This is a genomic window from Streptomyces sp. NPDC001493 (assembly GCF_053597235.1).
Window position 1 is genome coordinate 233,625 of the sequence record NZ_JBSFHV010000012.1, and the last position, 21,029, is coordinate 254,653.

General features: G+C 72.3%; 15 protein-coding genes and 1 pseudogene. 8 read left to right on the top strand and 8 right to left on the bottom strand.

Annotation, left to right across the window (positions count from 1 at the left end; translation table 11 throughout):
- Positions 1-27: 27 nt before the first annotated feature.
- Positions 28-240 carry a hypothetical protein gene (locus tag ACWCWD_RS19295; protein WP_450773994.1) on the bottom strand — a complete coding sequence of 71 codons (213 nt, stop codon included), beginning with the start codon at positions 238-240 and terminating at the stop codon, positions 28-30.
- Between the two features lie 753 nt (positions 241-993).
- On the opposite strand from ACWCWD_RS19295, the gene ACWCWD_RS19300 reads away from it, so the two are divergent.
- Both ACWCWD_RS19300 and ACWCWD_RS19305 read left to right on the top strand, forming a co-directional pair.
- The gene (locus ACWCWD_RS19300) at positions 994-2,025 is read left to right on the top strand and encodes a zinc-binding dehydrogenase (protein ID WP_450773995.1); all 1,032 of its coding nucleotides are present in this window, start codon (positions 994-996) and stop codon (positions 2,023-2,025) included.
- 50 nt (positions 2,026-2,075) lie between these two features.
- A complete protein-coding gene (locus ACWCWD_RS19305; protein WP_450773996.1) occupies positions 2,076-2,474 on the top strand; it encodes a MerR family transcriptional regulator in 399 nt (132 codons plus the stop codon).
- Here ACWCWD_RS19305 and ACWCWD_RS19310 read toward each other — a convergent pair.
- From ACWCWD_RS19310 to ACWCWD_RS19330, 5 genes are all read right to left on the bottom strand, one after another.
- Positions 2,464-2,772, bottom strand: coding sequence for a hypothetical protein (locus tag ACWCWD_RS19310; protein WP_450773997.1), 309 nt, complete (start codon positions 2,770-2,772; stop codon positions 2,464-2,466). The two genes, ACWCWD_RS19305 and ACWCWD_RS19310, sit on opposite strands and share 11 nt — an antisense overlap.
- Positions 2,773-2,924: 152 nt before the next feature.
- Positions 2,925-3,803: an acyl-CoA thioesterase gene (locus ACWCWD_RS19315; protein WP_450773998.1), complete on the bottom strand. Its 879-nt coding sequence runs from the start codon at positions 3,801-3,803 to the stop codon at positions 2,925-2,927.
- A gap of 51 nt (positions 3,804-3,854) precedes the next feature.
- Positions 3,855-5,012, bottom strand: a complete 1,158-nt coding sequence (locus ACWCWD_RS19320) for an acyl-CoA dehydrogenase family protein (protein WP_450773999.1) — start codon at positions 5,010-5,012, stop codon at positions 3,855-3,857.
- A 473-nt stretch (positions 5,013-5,485) separates the two neighbouring features.
- Positions 5,486-5,692 carry a hypothetical protein gene (locus ACWCWD_RS19325; protein WP_450774000.1) on the bottom strand — a complete coding sequence of 69 codons (207 nt, stop codon included), beginning with the start codon at positions 5,690-5,692 and terminating at the stop codon, positions 5,486-5,488.
- A gap of 103 nt (positions 5,693-5,795) precedes the next feature.
- Positions 5,796-6,557: a TetR/AcrR family transcriptional regulator gene (locus ACWCWD_RS19330; protein ID WP_450774001.1), complete on the bottom strand. Its 762-nt coding sequence runs from the start codon at positions 6,555-6,557 to the stop codon at positions 5,796-5,798.
- Positions 6,558-6,680: 123 nt separating this feature from the next.
- Between ACWCWD_RS19330 and ACWCWD_RS19335 the strand changes: the two genes are divergently transcribed.
- A complete protein-coding gene (locus ACWCWD_RS19335; protein WP_450774002.1) occupies positions 6,681-7,871 on the top strand; it encodes an FAD-dependent monooxygenase in 1,191 nt (396 codons plus the stop codon).
- A 77-nt stretch (positions 7,872-7,948) separates the two neighbouring features.
- Here ACWCWD_RS19335 and ACWCWD_RS19340 read toward each other — a convergent pair whose 3' ends face one another.
- The gene (locus ACWCWD_RS19340) at positions 7,949-9,502 is read right to left on the bottom strand and encodes a PucR family transcriptional regulator (RefSeq protein ID WP_450774003.1); all 1,554 of its coding nucleotides are present in this window, start codon (positions 9,500-9,502) and stop codon (positions 7,949-7,951) included.
- A gap of 312 nt (positions 9,503-9,814) precedes the next feature.
- On the opposite strand from ACWCWD_RS19340, the gene ACWCWD_RS19345 reads away from it, so the two are divergent.
- From ACWCWD_RS19345 to ACWCWD_RS19355, 3 genes are all read left to right on the top strand, one after another.
- The gene (locus ACWCWD_RS19345) at positions 9,815-11,401 is read left to right on the top strand and encodes a sodium:solute symporter (protein ID WP_450774004.1); all 1,587 of its coding nucleotides are present in this window, start codon (positions 9,815-9,817) and stop codon (positions 11,399-11,401) included.
- 285 nt (positions 11,402-11,686) lie between these two features.
- Positions 11,687-12,655, top strand: a complete 969-nt coding sequence (gene speB, locus ACWCWD_RS19350; RefSeq protein WP_328721570.1) for an agmatinase — start codon at positions 11,687-11,689, stop codon at positions 12,653-12,655.
- Positions 12,652-14,334, top strand: coding sequence for a thiamine pyrophosphate-binding protein (locus tag ACWCWD_RS19355; protein WP_450774005.1), 1,683 nt, complete (start codon positions 12,652-12,654; stop codon positions 14,332-14,334). Before speB ends, ACWCWD_RS19355 begins: the two co-directional genes overlap by 4 nt.
- Before the next feature lie 130 nt (positions 14,335-14,464).
- Here ACWCWD_RS19355 and ACWCWD_RS19360 read toward each other — a convergent pair whose 3' ends face one another.
- The gene (locus ACWCWD_RS19360; protein WP_450774006.1) at positions 14,465-14,839 is read right to left on the bottom strand and encodes a hypothetical protein; all 375 of its coding nucleotides are present in this window, start codon (positions 14,837-14,839) and stop codon (positions 14,465-14,467) included.
- A gap of 589 nt (positions 14,840-15,428) precedes the next feature.
- Here ACWCWD_RS19360 and ACWCWD_RS19365 point away from each other — a divergent pair.
- Both ACWCWD_RS19365 and ACWCWD_RS19370 read left to right on the top strand, forming a co-directional pair.
- A pseudogene (locus ACWCWD_RS19365) lies at positions 15,429-19,211 on the top strand (ABC transporter ATP-binding protein); the annotation flags it as partial.
- Between the two features lie 164 nt (positions 19,212-19,375).
- The gene (locus tag ACWCWD_RS19370; RefSeq protein WP_450774007.1) at positions 19,376-20,860 is read left to right on the top strand and encodes a S28 family serine protease; all 1,485 of its coding nucleotides are present in this window, start codon (positions 19,376-19,378) and stop codon (positions 20,858-20,860) included.
- Positions 20,861-21,029 lie beyond the last annotated feature (169 nt).

The window sequence follows — 21,029 nt, forward strand, 5'->3', positions numbered from 1 at the left end:
GCCTCCGGTACTTTTTACCGCCCCCGGTCACCATGTGAGAAGGACCAGGACGGCGATCGCGAACGAGGCGGAGACCGCCAGGTCGGAGACGGCGAAGTAGCCTCTCCGGCCGACTTCCGGGGCTTCTTCCGCCGTCCGGGGCGCGCACTCGGGAAGCATGGCGTTGAGCCATTCGGCGGAGCTCTCCGCCTTCTGGGGCCCGAAGACGCACAGGGGCCTCGGCCTTCCCCGCACGCGCATGCTCACCATTCCGTCGCGACCGGCCTGATCGAACCTCTCGACGGCGGAGAGGGGGACTCTGATGCGCGCGAAAGCATCGACCACGCAGACGGACGTACGGGAGAAAGTGATACTCGGCGCGCAGCAACAGCGCCACAGGAAACTGATCAGGACTCCCATGACGAGCAGTGCTTCCACGGTGGCCGGCCTGGTGTGAGGGCCCGTTCCCCCGCTCGGCCATCCTTCTCCCCGCCAGAGGTACAGGGCGGGTGCCGAGCACAGGACGAGCAGAGCGATGCTCGCACGGAACCGGCCACCTCGCGGACGGGCCCGCACGACCCCGTCGGTGCGCGTGGCGACGGTCAGCGAGTACGGCACTTCGATCAGGTCCGGGGTCGGGGCCATGCGCGGTGTTCGCTCCCGTCGTCGTCAGGAAGGAGGGCACGGCCACGGTCCGGACGGGCTGCCGGCGAGGCTGCCCCTCCGGGAAACGCGCCGCAGGGTCGAATCCGCGTCCGTACCCGGCGGGAGCACGTGCTGGGTTCAGCATGCCTGACCTGCACTGATTCTGGAACCAGTCAATGGCGCCTCTCGCGGGAACAGGGTCCGGGACAACCGCCCCTGTTCCGCGACGCGGGGTCGCAGCGCGAACCGCGCACCGGGCGGCCGTCCGGGCTTGACCCTGACGCGCGGGTCAAGGGCTAGCGTCCGCACACCCGTTGGGCGACGGGTACGCCCCGCCGCCCGCCGACCCGCGAACGCCAGGAGCCCGCGATGTCCGCCGACCTGCCCCGTACCTCCCGCGAGATCCGCCTCGCCGTGACGCCCGACGGGCTGCCCGAGGCCAAGCACTTCACCCTCGCCGAGACCCCGGTCCCACGGCCCGGCCCGGGCGAAGTGCTCGTCCGCAACAGCCACTTCGCCCTCTTCGCCGGACTGCGCACCCTGATGGGCACCGAGAACGACGGGGTCCCGCTGCCCCCGCTGCGCGGCGGCGACACCGTCATCGGGCCGGCGGTGGGCGAGGTCGTCTCCGAACCGGACGGCGGCCCGCTGCGGCCGGGCGACCGGGTGACGCATCTGCTCGGCTGGCGGGAGTACGCCGTACTCCCCGTCGGCCAGGTGCTGCCGCTCGGCGACGAACTGCCCGACCCGGTCGCGTACCTCGCCCAAGGCTCATCGGCGTACGGCGCGCTGACCCGGCTCGCCGAGGTCCGCCCCGGCGACACCGTGCTCGTCACCGGGGCGGCCGGGGCGGTCGGCACCCTCGCCGGGCAGATCGCCCGGCTGCTGGGCGCGGGCCGGGTCGTCGGCACCACCGGCTCGCCCGCCAAGGCCGAGCGGCTGGTGGCCGAACTCGGTTACGACGCCGTCGTGGTGCGCGGCACCGGGGACTTCGCCGGGCAGCTGGCCGGGGCGGCGCCCGGGGGCATCGACGTGCTGCTGGACCTCGTCGGCGGCGAACAGCTCACGGCGGCGGTGGACGCGGCCCGGCCGGGCGCCCGGTTCGCCCTGGTCGGCGCGCTCTCCGGGCAGTTGGACGCCCGGCGCGGCGGAGGCAGCGCACCCGCCGGGATCGACACCTACCGGCTGATTGTGAAGGGCGTCTCACTGCGCGGCTACGCCGGCGGCGACCACCCGGACGTCGACGCGGAGTGGACCCGGCGGTTCGGCGCCTGGCTGCGCTCGGGCTCCATCCGCTTCCCGTACACCGCCGTCGCGGGACTGGAGAACGCCCCGCTCGCGTTCCAACAACTGGTCGAGGGAGCGCATTTCGGCGGAGCCGTGGTGGAAGTGTTCTCCTGACGGGGTGCGGGAGCACATCTCCGAGGAGAGCGTTACGGGGGCGGTGCGGGATGCGGATCGGGGACGCGGCAGCGGCGGCGGGGACGACCCCACGGGCCCTGCGCTTCTACGAACAGCGCGGGCTGCTCACCCCGCCCGCCCGGACCTCCTCCGGCCAACGGGAGTACGACTCCGAGGACATCGCCCGGATCCGCGTCGTCCGGGAGTTGCTCGCCGCCGGATTCACCGTGGCCGACGTGCACGCCTGCGCCGACCGCCTCCACCTGCTGACCTCGGGCCGTCCGGTGCGCTGCGCCTCCACCGAGCCCGGGGCGCCCGGAGTCGTCGGCCAACGGCTCGCCGCACTGGACGCGGAGATCGCCCGCCTCACCGGACTGCGCGAGGCGCTGGCGCGGAAGGTGTCGGGGGAGGGGGCGGGCTCGCCCTCCGAGGGGGCTGTCACTCGGTGATCTCGTCGGGGGCGGCGACGCGGAGGTCGTAGAGGTACGAGCGGTCGTTCTTGAAGCTGCGCCAGACGGTGGCCGGGGGCTCCGGTGTGTCGGGCCGGTCGTTGAGGGGACGGGAGTTGACGATCCCGTCGGCCGACTCGCAGTGCCAGCCCTCGGCCCGGGACCAGCAGCACCGCACCTGCCCGTCCGTCCGGAGGTAGGACGGGCGGCCGTTGCGTTCGGCTTCGTGCGCGAAGTCGTAGCGGAGTCCGTCGAGTTGACGGACGAAGGTGATTCCGGCGGGAGAGGGTGTCGTCATAGCCCGGCACTGTAGGGGACGGGGCCTGCGGGCGGCCCGCGCATTTCGCCCGCCGGGCCCTGCTCCCCGTGCGTTCAGCGACCGCGCGTTCACTCCGCGCGCGTTCGCTCCCCGTACGGTTCACCGCCCGTACGTTTCGTTCCCCGCCCGTTTCACTGCCCGCGCGGGGTGCGGATCAGGCCCTCCTGGATCACGGTGATCGCGAGGCGCCCGTCCTGCGTCCAGATCCGGGCCTGGCCGAGTCCGCGCCCGCCGGACGAGGTCGGGGACTCCTGGTCGTACAGCAGCCACTCGTCCGCCCGGAACGGCCGGTGGAACCACATCGCGTGGTCCAGGCTCGCGCCGACCACGTCGCCGACCGCCCAGCCGCCGCGCCCGTGGGCCAGCAGTACGGAGTCGAGCAGCGTCATGTCGGAGACGTACGTCGCCAGGCAGACGTGCAGCAGCGGGTCGTCGGCGAGCTTGCCCCGGGTGCGGAACCACACCTGCGAGCGGGGCTCGCGGGGCTGTCCGGCGGTGGCGAACGGCGGCGCCTCCACGTACCGCAGGTCCACCGCCGCCCGCGCCTCCAGCACCCGGTCGATCATCCCGGGGTCGGTGAAGCGGTCGGCGTACCGGGGCATCATCTCGGCCGCCGTCGGCAGGGTCTCCGGGTCCGGGGCGTCCGGCACGGTGACCTGGTGCTCCAGCCCCTCCTCGTACGTCTGGAAGGACGCGGAGAGGTGGAAGATCGGCTGCCCGTGCTGCACCGCTACGACCCGGCGGGTGGTGAAGGACCGGCCGTCGCGGATGCGGTCGACGCTGTAGACGATCGGCGCGCCGGGGTCGCCCATCCGCAGGAAGTACGAGTGGAGGGAGTGCGCGTGGCAGCCGTCGGGCACGGTCCGGCCGGCCGCGACCAGCGCCTGCGCCGCGACCTGGCCGCCGAACACCCGGGGCACCACCGCCGAGCGGCTGGCGCCCCGGAAGATGTCCCGCTCGATCCGCTCCAGGTCGAGCAGATCGAGCAGGGAATCAAGTGCTTCGCTCATGGGAGGAACGTAGCCGTCCTGGATCGTGTCGGGTCCGCGTGTCCGAATGCCCTACAGGCCCATGGACTTGGCGATGATGGACTTCATGACCTCGCTGGTGCCACCGTAGATGCGGTTGACGCGGTTGTCGGCGTACAGGCGGGCGATCGGGTACTCGTTCATGTAGCCGTAACCGCCGTGCAGCTGGAGGCACTTGTCGATCACCCGGTGGGCGACCTCGGTGCAGAACAGCTTGGCGGAGGCGGCCTCGGCGGCGGTGAGCTCCTTGGCGTCCAGGGCTTCGATCGCCCGGTCCACGACGGCCTCGGCGGCGTCCACCTCGGCCTGGCAGGCGGCCAGTTCGAACTTGGTGTTCTGGAACGCGGCGACCGGCTTGCCGAAGACGGTGCGCTCGGAAACGTACTGCTGGGCGAACCGGATGGCGGCCTTGGCCTGCGCGTACGCCCCGACCGCGATGCCCAGGCGCTCCTGCGGGAGGTTCTGGCCGAGGTAGGAGAAGCCCTTGTTCTCCTCGCCGAGCAGGTCCTCGACCGGGACCTTCACGTCCACGAACGACAGCTCGGCGGTGTCCGAGGTGCGCAGGCCCAGCTTGTCGAGCTTGCGGCCGACCGAGTAGCCCTCGGCCTTGGTGTCGACCACCAGCAGCGAGATGCCGTGGCGGCGGTCGTCGGCCTTCGGGGCGTCCGTGCGGGCACAGACGATCACGCGGTCCGCGTGCACACCGCCGGTGATGAAGGTCTTGGCGCCGTTGAGGACGTAGTGGGTGCCGTCCTCGGAGAGCTTCGCGGTCGTCTTCATGCCGGCCAGGTCGGAGCCGGTGCCCGGCTCGGTCATGGCGATGGCGTACATCGTCTTGCCGGTCACGAAGTCCGGCAGCCAGCGCGCCTTCTGCTCCTTCGTGGCGTACGCCTTGAGGTAGGGCAGGCAGAGCAGCACGTGCACGCCGGAGCCGCCGAAGGAGACGGCCGCGCGGGCGGTCTCCTCGGCGATGATCGCCTCGAACTTGAACGACTCGATGCCGGCGCCGCCGTACTCCTCGTCCACCTCGATGCCGAAGATGCCCAGCTCGGCCAGCTTGTAGTAGAAGTCACGCGGCACCAGACCGGACGTGAACCACTCGTCGTAGACGGGGACGACCTCGGCCTCGATGAAAGCGCGGATGGTGTCCCGGAACGCCTCGTGGTCCTCGTTGAATACCGTACGGCGCACGGGGTGCCTCCTTGGTCGGGTGCGTGGCTTCGGTGGGCTGATCGTTTCGGAGAGCATGTCTAAGCGCTTGCTCAGCCTTCTTCGAAGTTACCCGGCGGTCACGGAGCTGTCCAGGGTGATGCGGCGCACTTCGGGGCGCACTCCGCCATGCACCTCGTGGGGCGATCTTCCGCCCGGTGGTGGGGTGATGGGTACCCCTAGGTTTTGGGGGAGCGGGGTTGCTGAGGGTGGGAGGCCGCGCGGCCTCATGGGCCCGGTGGGGGCTCACGGCTCGGTGGGGCCCATGGTCCGGTGGGGCTCACGGTCCCTCGGGGGCGCACGGTCCGGTGGGGCTCACGGTCGCTCGGGGGTACACGGTCCGGTGGGGCTCACGGTCCCTCGGGGGCGCACGGTCCGGTGGGGATCACGGCCGCTCGGGGGTACACGGTCCGGTGGGGCTCACGGTCGCTCGGGGGCGCACGGTCCGGTGGGGCTCACTTCCTGCCCGACCTGATCCACGGCCACGTGACGATGCAGACCGCCACGGGTGCGGCGAACATGGCCAGCATCCACAGGCCCACGCTGGCCGGGGAGTAGATGTAGTACTGCCACGACTCCGGCAGGGCCGCAGGTGCGAGCACGAGCACGATCAGCACGCCCCAGGTGGCGAGTACCGATACCGCCAGTCGCACGCATGTCATCCCTGCTCCCCGTCGCCGCTGAACGCCCACCCCCGCGGTGCATCCCCGGTAGGCGATGGGTGCATCGTAGGCCTGTCGTCTCCCTGCGGTTTCCGGCGGCTGGTCAGCCGGTCCGCCTCGCGCGGGCGTCGATGAGTGCGGCCACGCCGTCCATGATGCGCTGGAGGCCGAACTCCCAAGCCTGGTCCTGCCCTTCGTCTCGGGCGGCCGACGCGAGTGCCCCGGCGAGCGCGGGAAACCGCTCGCCGTGCGTGCGCATCACATCGGCCAGCACGGCACCGAGTTGTGCCTCGGGGTTCCCGGTGTTGCCTGCCGCCCGGGACTGTTGGGTGATGCCGCGTGCGTGACTCACCAGCAGTACGGCCGTGTCCATCCGTTCGGCTCCGCTCAGACCCGTACCGTCCAGTGCCGACACGGCGCGTTCCATCCAGGACAGCTCGCCGGGTCCCAGGACGCGCGGCCCGACGGCGGCCTCCAGGGCCCAGGGGTGCTGCTGGAAGACGGCGATCAGCCGGTGGGCCCACTCCTCCAGCTGCTCCCGCCAGCCGCCGGCCTCGGTTTCCGTCGCCGGGTACGGGCCGATCGCGGCGTCCACCATCAGGGCGACCAGCTCGGCCTTGCCCGGTACGTACCGGTACAGCGCCATCTTCGTCACGCCGAGCTGGGCGGCGACCCGCTGCATGGAGACCTCGGCCAGCCCGTCCGGGTCGGCGATCTCGATCGCGGCCCGCGCGATGCGCTCCAGGTCCAGTTTGGGTCGGGGGCCGCGCGCGGGCTGAGGGTGCGGACCCCACAGCAGCCGCGCCAGCGCGGCGTGCTCGCCGTGTTCGCTCTGCCCGGCGTGCTCGCCGCGTTCGCCACCCATGTCCGCAGTCTCCTCGCCTTCGCCGGGCCTTGCCAAGCCCTCTGTGTCTAAGGTACACAGTTATTGTCAGTGTCCACCGGACACAGTTTCTCCGCGGAGGCAACCGTGAACAGGAACGAGCCCGTGAACGACAACGTCCTCATCTCCGGCGCGAGCATCGCCGGACCGGCGCTGGCTTACTGGCTGGGACGCCACGGTTTCAAGCCCACCGTCGTCGAGCTCGCCCCCGCCCTGCGCGGGGGCGGCCAGGCCGTCGACTTCCGGGGCGAGACGCACCTGACCGTGCTGGAGCGCATGGGCCTGCTCCCCGCGCTGCGCCGGGTGCAGACCGGCGGCAGCCCGGTGCGCTTCGTCGACGCCGACGGTCGTACGCGGCTGCGGCTGCCCGCCGAGTTCACCGGCGGCGAGCTTGAGGTGCTCCGCGGTGACCTGGCCCGGGTGCTGTACGAACACGGCCTCCCGGACACCGAGTACCTCTTCGGCGACTCGATCACCGGCCTCACCGAGACGGACTCCGGCGTCCGGGTCGACTTCCGGCACGGAGCCACGCGCGAGTTCGGCCTGGTCATCGGGGCGGACGGGCTCCACTCCCACGTCCGCCGGCTCGCCTTCGGCCCGGAGGAGAAGTACGTGCGCCACCTCGGCCACTACGCGGCCACCTGGCAACTCCCCAACGTCCTGGGCCTCCGGGGAGGGGAGGGCTCGATCGGCCACAGCACCCCGGGGCGGTACGCCGGGGTCGGTGCCGACGGGCGGAACCCGGGCCTGGCGAGAGCGTTCTTCGTATTCGCCTCGCCCGAACTGTCCTACGACCGCCACGACCCCGAGCAGCAGAAACGCCTCATCGCCGACGCCTACTCAGGCCTCGGCTGGGAGGTTCCCCGTCTGCTCGCGTCGCTGCGGGAGGCCCCCGAGCTGTACTTCGACTCGATCAGTCGGGCCGACGTGGACACCTGGTCCTCGGGGCGGATCTGCCTGGTCGGGGACGCCGCTTGCGGGGCCACGATCGGCGGCATGGGCACGGGAGCCGCGGTGGTCGCCGCCTACGTGCTGGCCGGTGAACTCGCGCGCTCCCGGGGCGACCACCGGGCCGCCTTCACCCGGTACGAGAACAGGCTGCGGACGTACGCCAAGGGCTGTCAGTCAGGCGGCGACCGGACCGGGAAGTTCTTCGCGCCCCGCACCGCCGCGGGCATCCGGTTCCGGGACGCCGTGCTCTCCCGCCCGCTGTTCCTGAACGGAATGCTCAGGCTGGGGGAGAAGGTCAGCTCCACCGTGGACCTGCCCGACTACGGCCGCCCGGTCCTCCCGTGAGACGGCCGTGAGACGGTGACCCGCCGCCCTCGGCGCCCCGCCCTCGCGTCTTCCCGGCCCAGGCCCCGGTCGTCGCGTCAGCCGGCGACCCGCAGGGCGAACCACAGCTCCGTCCGTACGTCCATGTCGTCCAGGTCCGTACCCAGCAGCTCCGCGCAGCGGCCGACGCGCTGGCGGACCGTGTTGCGATGGATCTTGAGGGCCACCGCCGTACGGTCCCAGCTGCCGTGCAGCGACAGCCAGCAGCGCAGGGTCTCTCGCAGGGTCGCCGACAGCGGGGCGAGCAGGGTACGGGCGTGGGCCTCGGCCGCCTCGCCGGTCAGCAGGTCGGTCAGGCCCCGGTCCGCGCGGTGGAGCAGCAGCGGGGTACGGGTCGCCTCCGCGCGGGCCAGCGCCCGGGACGCCCGGGTGTCCGCCGCCGCGAGCCCGTCCAGCGGTACGGGGTCGGAGGCGCCGAGCACCCAGCCGGGCTGCGGGGTGAGCCGGGCGGTGTCGGAGAGCAGTACGCGCACCGCCTCCTCCGGACGGCGGCCCGTGTCGACCAGCGCCGAACCGAGGGAGGCGCCGAGGGTGCCCGCGGTGAGCGGGGCGGTGCTGCCGCTCCTCGTGCGGCGGGCGTGCACCACGGTCCACGGGCCCTCCGAACCGAGCAGCGGCGCCACCTCTCCGGGGGCCGCGCCGAGCAGCATCCGCACCAGCGCGGCCGAACGGTCCGCCGATCCCGCGCCCTGGTGAGGGGCGGCCAGCAGCGAGAGCAGGACGACGGCCATGCCCGCCACCGTGTGGTCGCCGGGCTCGCGGGGGCCGGTGGCGAGGGCGAGCACCAGACCGTGCCCGCCGCCCAGCGCGTACGCCGACAGCTGGGTGCCGTCCACCGTCTCGGTGGCGGACGCGGGAGCGGCCCGCCGCTCCTGCGGGGCGACCACCCGGGCCAGCCGGGCGAGCGCGGTGCGCACGGCCGGGGCGGTACGGGCGCCCGCGGTGTGGATCTCGCCGTCCTCGGGGCTCAGCAGCACCGCGTGCCCGCCCAGCTGGGCCGCCAACTGGTGGAGCACCGCGGGCACCGGGTCGGGGCGGGCCGCCGCCGACGCCAGGGCCTGCTGGGCGCGGGCCGTCCGACGCAGCTCCTGGTGGCGGGCGTCCGCCATCAGCTGCCACACCGCCCGGGCGACCGAGGTGAACGTGGTCTCCGGCGGCACTTCGAGGAGCGGCAGCCCGTGCCGCTCGCACGCCTCCGCCAGCCCCGGCGGTACGGACTCGTGCACCGGCCGCACCCCGAAGCCCAGCGCCGCCGCGCCCGCCTCCACCACCCGCGAGACGTACCACTCCGGGTCGGTCAGCAGCACGCCCGCGCTGAGCAGCAGCTCGCCGCCGAGGAGATAGGGGTACGGGTCGGCCATCTCCGAGGTGTGGACCCAGAGCAGCTCCGCCCGCTCGGGTCCGGCGATCCTGCGCAGCCCCAGCTCCTCGCGGGCCAGCAGCGCGCCCAGGGAGACGGGCGGCGTGGGCGGTCCGGTGGGTGGGGTGGGTCCGGCGGGGGAGGGTGGTCCGGCGGGGGAGGGTGGTCCGGCGGGTCCGACAGGCCCGACGGGTCCAGGGGCTGGGAAGGGGCCTGCGGGGGTGTCCGGCATGGATGGTTGCTCCATCGTGTACGTCAAGGATGGAGGAAACGTACACTTCAGCGCCGCCTACCGGCCACCTACCGTCATCAGGGCGCACGAGACGTACGGGACGCATGAGTCCCCGCGCGGCGGACACCTGTCGTCCAGGACACCGGGGACCACCTGCCGCAACGGCAGCCTCGCAGGACGCCCGGCCCCGGAAGGCCGGGAGGCCGGGGACGTCGGGACGCCGGGACACCGGGGCGCCCGGTGTCGGCGCGTCGCGGAACGAACGGAACGACCCGGCGTGCGCACCCGACCGACTGAGATGGAGGGACGCCCATGGCTGTCGACTACGCGGTGATCGTGGTCTATCTGGCCGGCATGCTCGCCATGGGCTGGTGGGGCATGCGCCGCGCCAAGTCCAAGAGCGAGTTCCTGGTGGCCGGGCGCAGGCTCGGCCCCTGGATGTACTCCGGCACCATGGCCGCGATCGTCCTCGGCGGGGCCTCCACGATCGGCGGCGTCGGCCTGGGCTACCAGTACGGCCTCTCCGGGGCGTGGATGGTCGTCACCATCGGCCTCGGCCTGCTCGCCCTGTCCGTCTTCTTCTCCGCGCGGATCGCCCGGCTGAAGGTCTACACCGTCTCCGAGATGCTCGACCTCCGCTACGGCGGCCGGGCCGGGATCATCTCCGGCGTGGTCATGTGGGCGTACACGCTCATGCTCGCCGTCACGTCGACCATCGCCTACGCCACGATCTTCGACGTCATCTTCGACCTCGACCGGACCGTGGCCATCGTGCTCGGCGGGGCGATCGTCGTCGCCTACTCGACGCTCGGCGGCATGTGGTCGATCACGATCACGGACATGGTGCAGTTCGTCGTCAAGACGATCGGCGTGCTTCTTCTGCTGCTGCCCATCGCGGTCGTGAAGGCGGGCGGGTTCAGCGAGATGAAGGCCAAGCTGCCCACCGAGTACTTCGACCCGCTCGGCATCGGCGGCGAAACGATCTTCACCTATGTGCTGATCTACACCTTCGGCATGCTGATCGGACAGGACATCTGGCAGCGCGTGTTCACCGCGCGCAGCGACCGTACGGCCCGCTGGGGCGGCACCGTCGCCGGCACCTACTGCCTCGTCTACGCCGTCGCCGGGGCCGTCATCGGCACCGCCGCGAAGGTGATGTACCCGAAGCTGCCGAGCGCCGACTCCGCGTTCGCCACCATCGTCAAGGACGAGCTGCCGGTCGGTGTGCGCGGGCTCGTGCTGGCCGCCGCCCTCGCCGCCGTGATGTCCACCTCCTCCGGCGCGCTGATCGCCTGCGCCACCGTCGCCAACAACGACATCTGGTCCCGGCTGCGCGGCGCGATCGGCCGAGGGGCGGGAGCCCCGGGCGCCACGGGGGCGTCGGGCGCCGGTGGGACAGGAGCCGACGGAGCCGCGGACGGCGGCGGGCACGACGAGGTGCGGGGCAACCGTGCGTTCATCCTCATCATGGGTGTCGCCGTCATCCTCATCGCCATCGCCCTCAACGACGTCGTCGAAGCCCTCACCGTCGCGTACAACCTCCTCGTCGCCGGACTCCTCGTGCCGATCCTCGGCGGACTCCTCTGGCGCCGAGGCACGGCGGCCGGGGCGCTGGCCGCGGTCGGCGTCGGCGGGACAGCGGTCGTCGTCCTGATGGCGGTGTACGGCATCCTTGCCAATGAACCCGTCTACTACGGACTGCTCCTCTCGCTCGCCGTGTACGTCGTCGTCTCGCTGGCCACCAAGCCCACCGACCCCGCCGTGCTCGCCGCCTGGCGGGAACGCCTGGCCGGACGCGACGGGGACCAGGACGGGGGCCGCGACGGGGGCCGGGACGGGGGCCGGGACGGAGGCACCTCCGCCGCCGGCGGCTCCGCCCAGGAACCGGCCACCGTGTAGACCGCCCACGAGACCACTCGCGCCGGACCCCTCGGCCGGGCTCCCGCGGCCGACCGCCCCCACGGTCGCCCACGGGAGTCCGGATACGACCGGCCGACCCACGGCCGCCACCGGTTCAGTCCCACCGATGGCGGCCACCGCCCACCCCGGTGCGGAGGCTCCCGCGAACCTCCGCACCGGGTCACCCGGGCGGGCCACCACCCTCCGGGGTGCGGAGGCTCCGGAACCTCCGCACCCACGCCCCCCACCCCGGAACACCCCGAACGACCCGAAAGAAGGCCCTCCATGAGCAGCAGCGAAACGCCTCGCGGCCCCATCGACTCCTCCCGTGTGCCCCGGTACGCCGGTCCCGCGACGTTCGCCCGGCTGCCCCGGCTCGACGAGGTCGGCACCACCGACGTCGCCGTCGTCGGCGTCCCCTTCGACACCGGCGTCTCCTACCGCCCCGGCGCCCGCTTCGGCGGCAACGCGATCCGCGAGGCCTCCCGCCTCCTGCGCCCCTACAACCCGGCCCAGGACGCCTCGCCGTTCGCGCTGGCGCAGGTCGCCGACGCCGGTGACATCGCGGCCAACCCGTTCAACATCAACGAGGCCGTCGAGACGATCGAGGCCGCCGCCGACGACCTGCTCTCCACCGGCGCCCGGCTGATGACCCTCGGCGGCGACCACACCATCGCCCTGCCGCTGCTGCGCTCCGTCGCCAAGAAGCACGGCCCGGTCGCCCTCCTCCACTTCGACGCCCACCTGGACACCTGGGACACCTACTTCGGCGCCGAGTACACCCACGGCACCCCGTTCCGCCGGGCCGTCGAAGAGGGCATCCTCGACACCTCCGCCCTCTCGCACGTCGGTACCCGCGGCCCGCTCTACGGCAAGCAGGACCTCACCGACGACGCCAAGCTGGGCTTCGGCATCGTGACCTCCGCCGACGTGATGCGGCGCGGCGTGGACGAGATCACCGACCAGCTCCGCCAGCGCATCGGCGACCGGCCGCTCTACATCTCCATCGACATCGACGTGCTCGACCCGGCCCACGCGCCCGGCACCGGCACCCCCGAGGCCGGCGGCCTCACCTCCCGCGAACTCCTCGAAATCGTGCGTGGCCTCTCCTCCTGCCACCTCGTCTCCGCCGACCTGGTCGAGGTGGCCCCCGCGTACGACCACGCGGAGATCACCGCCGTCGCCGCCTCGCACACCGCGTACGAGCTGACGACGATCATGTCCCGCCAGATCGCCGAGGCCCGGACGAAGTGAGCCACGACCACGACGACCGGCCCCGCCTCACCGAGGCCCAGGCCGAAGCCGCACTCAACCCGCCGCCCGGCCGCAACGGCGGTGACCTCGTCGTCGAGTCCCTCCAGGGACTCGGCGCGACCACCGTCTTCGGCCTGCCCGGCCAGCACGCCCTCGGCATGTTCGACGCCCTGCGCCGCTCCTCCCTCTCGTACGTCGGACTCCGCGTCGAGAACAACGCGGGCTTCGCGGCCGACGCCTACGGCCGCATCACCGGAGAGGTCGCCCCGCTGCTCCTCTCCACCGGCCCCGGCGCGCTGACCTCGCTCGCCGCCCTCCAGGAAGCGGCGGCCGCCTCCGCGCCGGTCCTCGCGATCTCCAGCCAGATCCCGACCGCCGGCCTCGGCGGCGGACGGCACGGCTACCTCCACGAACTGCGGGACCAGAAGGCCTCCTTCCGTGACGTGGTGAAGTCCGTCCACACCGTGCGGACCGCCTCACAGATCCCCTCCGCCATCGCCGCCGCCTGGGAGTCGGCCCTCACCGCCCCGCACGGGCCGGTCTGGGTCGAGATCCCGCAGGACGTGCTGCTCGCCGAGACCACGCTGCCGCCGGTCTCCGCGATGGACGCCACCCCGCGCGAGCTCTACCCGCGCCCCGAGCTGACGCTCGCCGCCGCCCGGCTGCTCTCCCGCGCCGAACGCCCCGCGATCATCGCGGGCGGTGGTGTCGTCCGCTCCGACGCGAGCGGCAAGCTGCTCGCCCTCGCCGAGAAGCTGGACGCCCCGGTCGTCACCACCTTCGGCGGCAAGGGCGCCTTCCCCTGGGAGCACCCCCTCTCGCTCCAGTCCTGGCTGGAGGACCGGCACACCACCGACTTCCTGGAGTCCGCCGACGTCCTCCTCGTCATCGGCTCCGGACTCGGCGAGCTCTCCTCGAACTACCACACCTTCAGCCCCCGGGGCCGGGTCATCCAGATCGAGGCCGACGCCGGGAAACTGGAGTCCAACCACCCCGCCCTCGGCATCCACTCGGACGCCCGGGAGGCCCTCGCCGACCTCCTGGAAGCGGTCGAGACCCGCGAGGACCCCACCGCCCCGACGCGTGTCCGGACCCTGCTGGAGCAGGTCCGGGCCCGCATCGAGTCCCAGGACCTCACCCTGGAACAGCGCGTCCTCGCCTCCGTCCGCGAAGCGCTCCCGGACACCGCGCCCAGCTTCTGGGACATGACGATCCTGGCCTACTGGGCCTGGTCGGCCTTCGACGCCCGCCACCCCAACACCATGCACTCGGCCCAGGGCGCCGGCGGTCTCGGCTACGCCTTCCCGGCCGCCCTCGGAGCGGCCGCCGCCGACCCGACCCGGCCGGTGCTCGCGGTCTCCGGCGACGGCGGCTCGATGTACTCCATCGCCGAGCTCGCCACCGCCCGCCAGTACGACCTCCCGGTCACCTGGCTGATCGTCGACGACGGCGGCTACGGCATCCTGCGCGAGTACATGACGGGCGCCTTCGGCGAGGCCACCGCCACCGAGCTGGCCCGCCCGGACTTCGTCGCCCTCGCCGAGTCCTTCGGTGTCCCGGCCGTCCGCACCTCACCGGACGCCCTCGCCGCCGACCTGGCGAAGGCACTTGCCGAGCCCGGCCCGTCCGTGGTCGTGCTCCCGGCGCTGCTCAGGATGTTCGCCCCGACGCACCTGTAGCCGGAGGTGCTTGACCGGGGCCGCCGACCGGGGGAGCCCGTACGGACGGAGGCCCCGACCGGGGGTCGCCCGGTCAGCAGCCCTGGACGGGGACGGACGAGGAGGAGAGGGGAGACCGGCGTGCGTGAGCTCAGCGCAGCAGGCGCAGGCTGGTCTCCTTCTTGATGAGCGCTATCTGGTCCTCGCGGCCCTGGAGGAATTCGGCGGGCTCCCCGTGCTCCAGACTGCCGGGAAAGTCGCTCTTCAACGGCATGGCGTCCCGCAGCATGCCGAAGACCTTGTCCACGTCGCCGACCGGATGCCTGAGCCGCGCCTCGATGTAGTGCTTGCCCACCCCGGACATGGCGTTCCGTAAATTGCCCATGGGCTTCACGGAGGTGTCGGCGCGGTAGCTCTCGCCGGACAGCTTCCAACCGCCGACCGGGTCCAGCCCTTGAAGCACCTCGATCACCGCGTACACCTGGCCGCAGCGGTACGCCTCGCTCCTCGGCTTCTCCTCGCTCATGGAGTTCCCCTCCCTCGTTCGCGGCCTCCGACTCCCGGAGACCCGACATTCCTGACTCCGCCCCTCCGGCAGAGCCGCTCGCCGTCTTGGTTACCCACCGTAGTCGCGGATCGAACGTGCGTAGGGGGCAGAACCTCGACTTCAGCCGATCGGGTGATTTGCCTCGGGACCATTGACCGGCATTTGTTGCAGCGGGATGAAATCCGCAGCCCAGCGCGTTGGTGCGTTGCGGAAGATCAGAGGGAGTGGCGTCACGCGACAGCACGTTCGCAGGCGGCAGCAGGGCGATCGGGAGGCATCCGTGGCGGGCGCAGAACAACGGGAACCGGGAGAACGGAACTCCGGGAAACGGACCCCCGGGCAACCGGCGGTCACCGGACGGACCCCCGGGCAACCGGCGGCGAGCGCACACGCGCAGACCCCAGGGCAACCGGCGGCGGGCGCACACGCGCAGACCCCCGGACAGCCAGCGCCCACCGAGCAGACCCCTGACCCATCAGGGGCCCCCGCCCCCCAGTCCCAAGCCCCCCAGCCCCAAGCCCCCCAGCCCCGAGCCCAGCAGCCCCAAGCCGAACAGCCCCCAGCCCCCCAGGGCTGGGCCCGCCGCCTCGCCGGCTACGCCTGGCGCTACCGCCGCGACGTGATCCTGGCGCTCGGCGCCTCCCTCGCGGGGATGGCCGTGATGGCCCTGGTCCCGCTGATCACCAAGGTGATCATCGACGACGTCGTCACCACGCACACCCGTTCGCTCGCGGTCTGGACCGGCCTGCTGATAGGGGCGGCGGTCGTCATCTACGTCACCGCGTTCGTCCGCCGCTACTACGGCGGCCGGCTCGCCCTCGACGTACAGCACGACCTCCGTACCGAGATGTACGCGACGATCACCAAGCTCGACGGCAGACGCCAGGACGAGCTCTCCACCGGCCAGGTCGTCGGCCGGGCCACCAGCGACCTCCAGCTCATCCAGAGCCTGCTGTTCATGCTCCCGATGACCATCGGGAACGTCCTGCTCTTCCTCGTCTCCCTGGTGATCATGGCGTGGCTCTCGCCGCTGCTGACCCTGGTCGCCGTCGCCGTCGCACCCGCGATCTGGTTCATCGCCCGCCGCTCGCGGGCCCGTCTCTTCCCCGCCACCTGGTACGCCCAGAGCCAGGCCGCCGCCGTCGCCGGAGTGGTCGACGGGGCCGTCTCCGGGGTCCGGGTCGTCAAGGGGTTCGGGCAGGAGGAGCAGGAGACCGGGAAGCTCCGCGAGGTCGGCCGCCGGCTGTTCGCCGGCCGGATGCGCACCATCCGGCTGAACGCCCGCTACACCCCCGCGCTCCAGGCGGTGCCCGCGCTCGGGCAGGTCGCGATGCTGGCGCTCGGCGGCTGGCTGGCGACCCGGGGGGAGATCACCCTCGGCACGTTCGTCGCGTTCTCCTCGTACCTCGCGCAGCTCGTCGGGCCGGTCCGGATGCTCGCCGTGGTCCTCACCGTGGGCCAGCAGGCCCGCGCCGGTGTGGACCGGGTGCTGGAGCTGATCGACACCGAGCCCACGTTCGCCGACGGCACCAAGGAGCTGCCGGCCGACGCCCCGGCCGGCGTCGAGTTCGACAACGTGGGCTTCGGCTACGGCACGCCCCCGGGAGCCCCCGCGGCCGACCCCGGCCTCGGCGCGGACACCGCGCACACCGACCACGCGGAGGACGGCGAGGAGACCCACTACCGCCCCGTCCTCAAGGGCTTCTCCCTCTCCATCGCCCCCGGTGAGACCGTCGCGCTGGTCGGCGCGTCCGGCAGCGGCAAGTCCACCGTCTCCATGCTGCTGCCGCGCTTCTACGACGTGACGCACGGCGCCGTCCTCGTCGGCGGCCACGACGTCCGCGAGCTGACCCTCGGGTCGCTGCGCGCCGCCATCGGGCTCGTCCCCGAGGACAGCTTCCTCTTCTCCGAGAGCGTCGGCGCCAACATCGCCTACGGGCGCCCCGACGCCACCCAGGAGCAGATCGAGGCCGCCGCCCGTGCCGCGCAGGCGGACCGGTTCATCGCCGAACTGCCGAAGGGGTACGACACCAAGGTCGGCGAGCACGGCCTCACCCTCTCCGGCGGGCAGCGCCAGCGCGTCGCCCTGGCCCGCGCGATCCTCGCCGACCCCCGGCTGCTCGTCCTGGACGACGCCACCTCGGCCGTCGACGCCCGCGTCGAGCACGAGATCCACGAGACCCTGCGCCAGGTGATGGCGGGCCGCACCACGCTCCTCATCGCCCACCGCCGCTCCACCCTCGGCCTCGCCGACCGCATCGCCGTCCTCGATGACGGGCGTCTCTCCGACGTCGGCACCCACGAGGAGCTGGAGCGTCGCTCCGCGCTCTACCGGCGGCTGCTCACCGACCCGGACGAGCTGGGCGGCACCTCGCCCGGCCACCGGCCGGTGCGGATTCCGCCCCTGGAGGACGACCGGACGCTCCAGGAGGAGATGGAGGCGGAGTTCGACACCGAACGCGGCATCACCCCGGCGCTCTGGATCCGCAAGGAGCAGGAGCGTGACCGGGCCACCGCGGGCATGCCCGCCACCCCGGAGCTGCTCGCCCAGGTGGAGGCGCTGCCGCCCGCGACGGACGTCCCGGACGTCGACGAGGACCGGGCCGTCCGCCCGGAGGGTTCGTACGGGCTGCGCAGGCTGCTGCACGGGTTCGGGCCGGTGCTGCTGGTCAGCCTGGCGCTGGTGGCCGTGGACGCCGGGATGGGCCTGCTGCTGCCGGTACTGATCCGGCACGGCATCGACTCGGGTGTCACACAGATGTCGACCGGCGCGATCTGGACGGCCTCGCTCCTCGCGCTGGCCGCCGTCATCGTGCAGTGGGCGGCGCAGATCGGGGAGACCCGCAAGACCGGCCGGACCGGTGAGCGGGTGCTCTACTCGCTCCGGCTCAAGATCTTCTCGCAGCTCCAGCGGCTCGGCCTCGACTACTACGAGCGCGAGCTGACCGGCCGGATCATGACTCGCATGACAACCGACGTCGACGCGTTGTCGTCGTTCCTGCAGACCGGTCTGGTCACCGCGTTCGTCTCCGCCGTCACCTTCTTCGGGATCATGGCGGTGCTGCTCGTGCTGGACGTGCAGCTGGCCCTCGTCGTCTTCGCCGTGCTGCCGTTCCTGATCGTCGGGACCGTCGTGTTCCGGCGCAAGAGCGTGGCGGCGTACCAGCTCGCCCGTGAGCGGATCGGTGCCGTCAACGCCGACCTCCAGGAGTCCGTCTCCGGGCTGCGGATCGTGCAGGCGTTCAACCGGGAGCGGGACGGCGCGGCGCGGTTCGCGGAGCGTTCCACCCACTACCGGCAGGCGCGGGTGCGCGGCCAGTGGCTGATCTCGGTCTACTTCCCGTTCGTCCAGCTGCTCTCCTCCGTCGCCTCGGCCGCCGTGCTGATCGTCGGAGCGGGCCGGGTCGACGACGGGACGCTGCTGGTCGGCGCGCTCGTCGCGTACCTCCTCTACATCGACCTGTTCTTCGCCCCCGTGCAGCAGCTCTCCCAGGTCTTCGACGGCTACCAGCAGGCCACCGTCTCCCTGGGCCGCATCCAGGAGCTGCTGCGCGAGCCGACCTCCACCGCCGACCCCGACGCACCGGTCGAACTGTCGGAGCTGCGCGGCGACATCGCGTTCGAGAACGTCTCCTTCGCGTACGGGGACGAGGAGGAGGCCCTCACCGGAATCGACCTGCGCATCCCGGCCGGGCAGACCGTGGCGTTCGTCGGCGAGACGGGCGCGGGCAAGTCCACGCTGGTCAAGCTGGTCGCCCGGTTCTACGACCCGACGTCCGGCCGGGTCACCGCGGACGGCACCGATCTGCGGGAACTCGACATGACCGAGTACCGGCACCACCTCGGGGTCGTCCCGCAGGAGTCGTACCTCTTCCCCGGTACGGTCCGCGACGCCATCGCCTACGGCATCCCGGACGCCTCCGACGCCCGCGTCGAGGCGGCGGCCCGGTCGGTCGGCGCGCACGACATGATCGCGACGCTGGACGGCGGTTATCTGCACGAGGTCGCGGAGCGGGGCCGCAACCTCTCCGCCGGGCAGCGCCAGCTCATCGCGCTGGCCCGCGCCGAGCTGGTCGACCCCGACGTGCTGCTCCTCGACGAGGCCACCGCCTCCCTGGACCTGGCCAGCGAGGCCCTGGTCAACCAGGCCACCGACCGGCTCACCGGCCGCCGCACCACGCTGGTGGTGGCGCACCGGCTGACCACCGCGGCGCGCGCGGACCGGGTCGTGGTGATGGAGCACGGCCGGGTGGTGGAGGACGGTTCGCACGACGAACTCCTCGCGCTCCAGGGCCGGTACGCCCGGCTGTGGCGCACCTTCATAGGCGAGGACGAGCCCGCCGCCGTCTGAGCGGCGCCCCGGTGCGGTGCGGCGGGTCGATACACCCGCCGCACCGCGCCGCGCCTGGGCAATACACCCACCGCATCGCGCCGCGCCGGGACAACTGGGTCTGGCGTGGTGCGTGTTGCTCCCGCTAGGTTCACGGCCAATGTCGTGAACCCAGGGGAGTGCGTATGCGTAAGACGCTCAGAGGTGCTCTGTCGCTCGCGTTGCTGATCGGCACGGTCGGTGCGACAGGCGCCTCGGCCGGAGCGGCCACCGCCGCGCAGCCGGCCGTGGAGCAGGCGGGAACCTCCGCGACGGCGGCCGCGACCGCGGACGCCCTCGACATCAGGGACCGCATTCTCGCCATTCCGGGCATGAGCCTGATCGAGGAGAAGCCGGTCACCGGCTACCGCTACTTCGTGCTGAACTACACGCAGCCGATCGACCACCGCCACCCGTCCAAGGGAACGTTCCAGCAGCGGATCACCCTGCTGCACAAGGACACTTCGCGGCCCACGGTCTTCTACACCAGCGGCTACAACGTCTCCACCTCGGCGAGCCGCAGCGAGCCCACCCGGATCGTCGACGGCAACCAGGTCTCGCTGGAGTACCGGTTCTTCACGCCGTCGCGTCCCCAGCCCGCCGACTGGTCCAAGCTCGACATCTGGCAGGCGGCCAGCGACCAGCACCGGGTGTTCACCGCGCTGAAGAAGATCTACAGCCAGAACTGGCTGGCCACCGGCGGCTCCAAGGGCGGCATGACCGCGACCTACTACGAGCGCTACTACCCGAAGGACATGGACGGCGTCGTCGCGTACGTCGCACCGAACGACGTGGTGAACGACGAGGACTCCGCGTACGACCGCTTCTTCACGACGGTCGGTACGAAGGAGTGCCGCGACAAGCTGAGCGGAGTCCAGCGCGAGGCCCTGATCCGGCGTGCGCCCCTGGAGGAGAAGTACGCGGCGTACGCGGCGGAGAACGGCTACACCTTCACCACCGTGGGCACTCTCGACAAGGCGTACGAGGCCGTCGTCATGGACTACGTCTGGGCGTTCTGGCAGTACAGCAAGGTCGCCGACTGCGCCTCCCTCCCGGCCGACGCCAAGACCGCCACGGACCAGGAGATCTGGGATTCGGTGGACGCCATCTCGGGCTTCTCGGCCTACGCCGACCAGGGCCTGGAGACGTACACGCCGTACTACTACCAGGCCGGTACCCAGCTCGGTTCGCCCGACATCACGCAGCCCTGGCTCGGCAGGCTGAGCCGGTACGGCTACCAGCCGCCGCGCAACTTCGTGCCGGCCTCCATCCCGATGACCTTCCAGAAGGGCGTCATGCGGGACGTGGACTCCTGGGTCACCCACCACGCCACCCGGATGATGTACGTCTACGGGCAGAACGACCCGTGGGGCGCCGAGCGGTTCGCCCCCGGCAAGGGCTCCCGCGACAGCTACGTCTACACCCAGCCCGGCGGCAACCACGGCTCCAACGTGGCGGGCCTGGTGGCCGACGAGAGCGCGGCGGCCACCGCGACCATCCTGCGCTGGGCCGGTGTCACCCCGGCCGCCGTCGCCGCCGACCCCGCGAAGGCGGCGCCGCTGGCGAAGTACGACACCCGCCTCGACAAGCAGGACGCGCAGCTGGACCGCCGCCACACCCGGCGCCCCTGACCCACCCGGCACCGCACCCCGCACCCTGACCGGCCAGGCACCACCCCGTACGACGAACCCGGCGCGCGCCCGCTTCCACAGCGGTGAAGCGCCGTCTGGAGGAGTGCCACCGGGAGCTGTCCCGTCGCGGCGGGACGGCCCTCACCGTCTCCGCCGTGGCCCAGCGGTG

Coding starts and splice junctions, on each gene's coding strand:
- ACWCWD_RS19305 (WP_450773996.1), top strand. CDS start 2,076: ATGCGGATCGGGGACGCGGCAGCGGCGGCGGGGACGACCCCACGGGCC.
- ACWCWD_RS19330 (WP_450774001.1), bottom strand. CDS start 6,557: ATGGGTGGCGAACGCGGCGAGCACGCCGGGCAGAGCGAACACGGCGAG.
- ACWCWD_RS19310 (WP_450773997.1), bottom strand. CDS start 2,772: ATGACGACACCCTCTCCCGCCGGAATCACCTTCGTCCGTCAACTCGAC.
- ACWCWD_RS19360 (WP_450774006.1), bottom strand. CDS start 14,839: ATGAGCGAGGAGAAGCCGAGGAGCGAGGCGTACCGCTGCGGCCAGGTG.
- ACWCWD_RS19295 (WP_450773994.1), bottom strand. CDS start 240: ATGCGCGTGCGGGGAAGGCCGAGGCCCCTGTGCGTCTTCGGGCCCCAG.
- ACWCWD_RS19345 (WP_450774004.1), top strand. CDS start 9,815: ATGGCTGTCGACTACGCGGTGATCGTGGTCTATCTGGCCGGCATGCTC.
- ACWCWD_RS19325 (WP_450774000.1), bottom strand. CDS start 5,692: ATGACATGCGTGCGACTGGCGGTATCGGTACTCGCCACCTGGGGCGTG.
- speB (WP_328721570.1), top strand. CDS start 11,687: ATGAGCAGCAGCGAAACGCCTCGCGGCCCCATCGACTCCTCCCGTGTG.
- ACWCWD_RS19300 (WP_450773995.1), top strand. CDS start 994: ATGTCCGCCGACCTGCCCCGTACCTCCCGCGAGATCCGCCTCGCCGTG.
- ACWCWD_RS19315 (WP_450773998.1), bottom strand. CDS start 3,803: ATGAGCGAAGCACTTGATTCCCTGCTCGATCTGCTCGACCTGGAGCGG.
- ACWCWD_RS19370 (WP_450774007.1), top strand. CDS start 19,376: ATGCGTAAGACGCTCAGAGGTGCTCTGTCGCTCGCGTTGCTGATCGGC.
- ACWCWD_RS19340 (WP_450774003.1), bottom strand. CDS start 9,502: ATGCCGGACACCCCCGCAGGCCCCTTCCCAGCCCCTGGACCCGTCGGG.